Below are 3,670 nucleotides of genomic sequence, written 5' to 3'. Positions count from 1 at the left end.
ATCTTGGGATTTGTTGGCGCGAGGCGTTTACAAGATCTTAAGACTGCTGGCATCGTAGCCCTCGCAATGCTTGACGTACTCCGGACCCAGCCGCATCATCCAATCCTCGATGAGTGGTATTACGTCAGCAGACGTTCCGTGCAACTCTCTCGATTTCAGCTGCACGGCGCTTTCCATGGTCGGTTGTCATCAAAAGACGGTTTAATTCGACACCCCGGCAGTCACAACAGATCTCGTTGAACGCTCGGCCGAGGCTTTGAATCGGCTATCGATATTCACATCGTATTGGTGCGGGTCTTGGCGCTCGCCGCACGGCGAGGCCTGTGGTGTGCCTTGTCGCCGCAACACTGCCTGCCCGGCGTTGATGGCCGGACAGAGGCTGCGTCATCGCCCGACCTCATGGGGGGACCTCACATGTCGAACTTCAAGCTCAGCCTGCCAACCGACATTCCCTGGGAGCGCATCTGCGTGACGGAGGACATGATCGACCCGCGTATCTGCGACGATCGGCTTCCCGCCAAATGGCAGACGTCGCTGGCCGTTTTCAAATATGTCCCTGATGAAGAGAACCAGATATATCCGAAATACAGGATCACCTATCTGAAGGTTACGGCGACGTTGACCGGCTACCAGCCGCTCGACCAGGAAGTACAGGGTACGATCGACTGGAGCGGCGTCGATGTCACGACGATCCCGGGCCTCACCGAACTGCTGAATTCCTACAATCCCTGTCACGGGGCGATTCTGCAGGTACTGGTCGGGCCGAAGGAAGCTGAGGGTAAGCTGCCACTCGCCGAATATCCCTTTTTCATGGACTTCGAGCCGAAGAAGCGCGAACTCTATGAACTCGCCACCGACACGAAGGAAAAGCAATCGCGATCGATCGAGTCACTCAACGTGACCAAGTCGAGCGGTTCGACCCAGTCGATGGAGATCCTCGACGTCGACATGGGCGGCGGGGGATTCGGCATGCAAGCCTCCTATGCGGGCACAGGCGGCGGCTTCAATTATACCGCACCGAACGGACAATGGGGCACGAAGCAACTCAACGCGCAGGAAGGCATGTCCTCGCGCTCGTCCGATGTCGGCACGGAGAAGCGCGAGACCTTCTCGTTCTCGACCCAGATTTCGCAGATGTACCATCTGCTCGACAGCTACCATCTCGGCACCAACCGGGCGGTCTTTTTCGTGCAGCCGCGTCCCCATACCCTGGAGGAACCGTCCGGCTTCGTGCGCGGTCCGCGCCCAGTCGAAGGCATCCAGGAGTTCTTCCTCGTCGTCGCGCAATTGAAGGAGCAGGATGATTTTTGTGTCGCGATCCGCCTCGATACCAGCCATCTGACGACGACGCCGATCATGGACTATGACCGCAAGTCGGAATCGACCTCCATCGCCTCGGCCAACGCGGCTGTCGCCACCGATCACGACATACCGGCCGAGCGCATCGTCGGCGCCCGAGCCTGTTTCATCGAGTGCTGGGACGTGCATTATCAGTGCTACCGCACGCAGGCGCAGGACACGGTGACCTATGACGCGCCGGCCGGCTACCGGATCGAATCCTACAACGACCTAATCAACGAGGCGACGCACGGGTCGACCAGCGTGGTCGTGACGCCGAACGGCCATACGCTGAACATCAATGCCGAGGCGGCAGGGCATATCTGCTACGAGGGCAGTGAGGTCTGCGTCGACTGCCCGGACACGATCCAGGCTTGGGCCGGCCATGCACGACGTCAGGTCCAGGTCAATCTCGTCTCGACCACCCCGACCAAGCAGGTTGGCGAAGAGCAGGTGCTGATGATCACCACCCGCGGTCTCTGCTGCTGCGCTTCGGAGCGCGGTCGGCACCCGTTGCGGGAGCTTGTTGTCGCCATCCGGCCGATTCCAGCCCACCTCGCGGTCTCGCGCGCCGCCGCCAACTACGCGGCACGTTATCAGATGGCGAATGCCGCAGCGGCCTCGACGCAGGCCGTGGCCGCCCTTACTCATGCGGTCGACGGCGAGCCTTGCGTCGAATGCGCCGAAAAAGCCCGCGCGGTCGCTGCCGCGGGGGCTCCCGCCGCGGCGACGATGTCGACGGGCCGCGTCTCGGAATCGCGCTACACGCTGCAGCAGGTCAATGAACTTTCCAACTATATCCGAATCGAGACACTTAAGAGCCTCAACGATCCGACCGCTGTGCCGCAGAAGTTCATTGACACCAACTTCTTTGCCAAGCAACTCGAATACAAGGTCGTACAGAGCCGGCTCGGCCGTGAACGGGTGCGCGGCCAGGGCACCGTGAGACTGCCGAAGGAAGTGGTCAATCGGGTCGCCGCCTACCTGAAGAAGGAGGCCAAGTCCGTCTCGCTGGAGGATGTCCTTACCTTCCGCAACGCCGATCTGGCTCGGATCGCCGGCGTCGACGAAGCCGACGTGCGACGCATGAAACTCGAAGCGCTCGGCGTTACCTTCAAGAGTGAATCGAGCAAGAACGACGACGGCGCCTCAAAATCGAAGCGCAAATAGGACGGCTGCCATGGTGACCCCCACCACGGCGCGGCCGGCCGTCCCGGCGGACCGGTGGAGCCCCGCCGTCGTCTTCGCCCGGTATCACGGCCCGGATCGTCTTCCGGTACGGGGGACGTCGATTGATGACTTGGCCGCGGCGGTTCCGTTCCATGGAATCATCAGCCGCGGCTTAGAGGGCGAGATCCTCGATCCCGGAGAATGGCAGCGCTACGCACATCGCCTGTTTGATGACCAAGGGGATGACGATCCGGCGTTCGCGAGGCTGAGGGAGGCAGCGTCACGGCATCGGGTGCTCTCATTCCTGCAGTCCACCCGCGCCGCCGAGCGATATCTCGAAACCCGGCTTGCGCCGAAGGGGCGCCGCCTTTGCGAGTTGTGGAGCGTCAAAGAGGGCCACACCTCCAGCGTTTGGCGCATCGCTGCCTATGACGACGAGGACGGTCTGGAGGAGTTCATCCTGAACGTGGCGCGCGACGACGTTGCAGGGCGGGAGCTTGCTCGCACCGCTGAGACAATGCGTCAGATCCACCAGAGCCATCCCGATCTGAACATGGCGAAGGTCGAGGATATCGCCGAAGTCGAGATCAACTATTACGGCGAGCCGGTGGCGGTCACGGTTACTCGCAACGCTCTCGTGCGAAACGGGGTGGAGATCCATCTCGGCCGGCACCGCCAGACCGGAGCGCCGATCCATGTCGCAATTGAGCGATTCCTGACCAGCCACAACCAGCCATCCGAGATCACCCAGCTCTTCGGCCGCGTTATGACACCGGCCGAATGCCTTCAGATCGAGACGGATCTCGCCACCTTCCTGAAGGCCGCGTCGCAAGTCGCCCCGGTCGCCGTCGACATCAACGATGGCGACCTCGTCTGGGATGGCGATCACGCAGTGGTGGTGGCGATTAGCTAGAGGAGACAGCCATGCCCCAATTCACGGTCGGTGTCCCCGCGAGCGCCAAGAAGTTCGACTATGGTGGCCAAACATACAAGGGGGGCGACAAGTTCCAGAGCGACAATGCTTGCGAGGTCCTTGCCTTTGCCGACGCCTTCAAGTCCGAGAACCCGGATACGGGCCGGGCCGACAAGTCGCCGAACTTCTGGAAGAACATGCAGGACAGTTGCACCGCCTCAGGCGGTGGTGGCGGACCGGGCACGAATG

3 protein-coding genes are annotated in these 3,670 nt (G+C 61.6%); all 3 read left to right on the top strand.

The window, feature by feature from the left end:
- Positions 1-414: 414 nt before the first annotated feature.
- Positions 415-2,508 (top strand): hypothetical protein, encoded by a 2,094-nt coding sequence (locus I8N66_RS33345; RefSeq protein WP_291163591.1) that lies wholly within the window; start codon positions 415-417, stop codon positions 2,506-2,508.
- Between the two features lie 10 nt (positions 2,509-2,518).
- On the top strand, positions 2,519-3,421 hold the full coding sequence (locus tag I8N66_RS33340) for a hypothetical protein (protein WP_291163588.1): 903 nt from the start codon (positions 2,519-2,521) through the stop codon (positions 3,419-3,421).
- Between the two features lie 11 nt (positions 3,422-3,432).
- On the top strand, positions 3,433-3,670 hold a 238-nt coding region (locus I8N66_RS33335), incomplete at its 3' end, for a hypothetical protein (protein ID WP_291163585.1).

It is taken from the genome of Ensifer sp. SSB1, from assembly GCF_016652895.1.
GTDB lineage: Bacteria > Pseudomonadota > Alphaproteobacteria > Rhizobiales > Rhizobiaceae > Ensifer.
This window is presented reverse-complemented; position numbering and strand designations above follow the sequence as displayed.

Coding starts and splice junctions, on each gene's coding strand:
- I8N66_RS33340 (WP_291163588.1), top strand. CDS start 2,519: ATGGTGACCCCCACCACGGCGCGGCCGGCCGTCCCGGCGGACCGGTGG.
- I8N66_RS33345 (WP_291163591.1), top strand. CDS start 415: ATGTCGAACTTCAAGCTCAGCCTGCCAACCGACATTCCCTGGGAGCGC.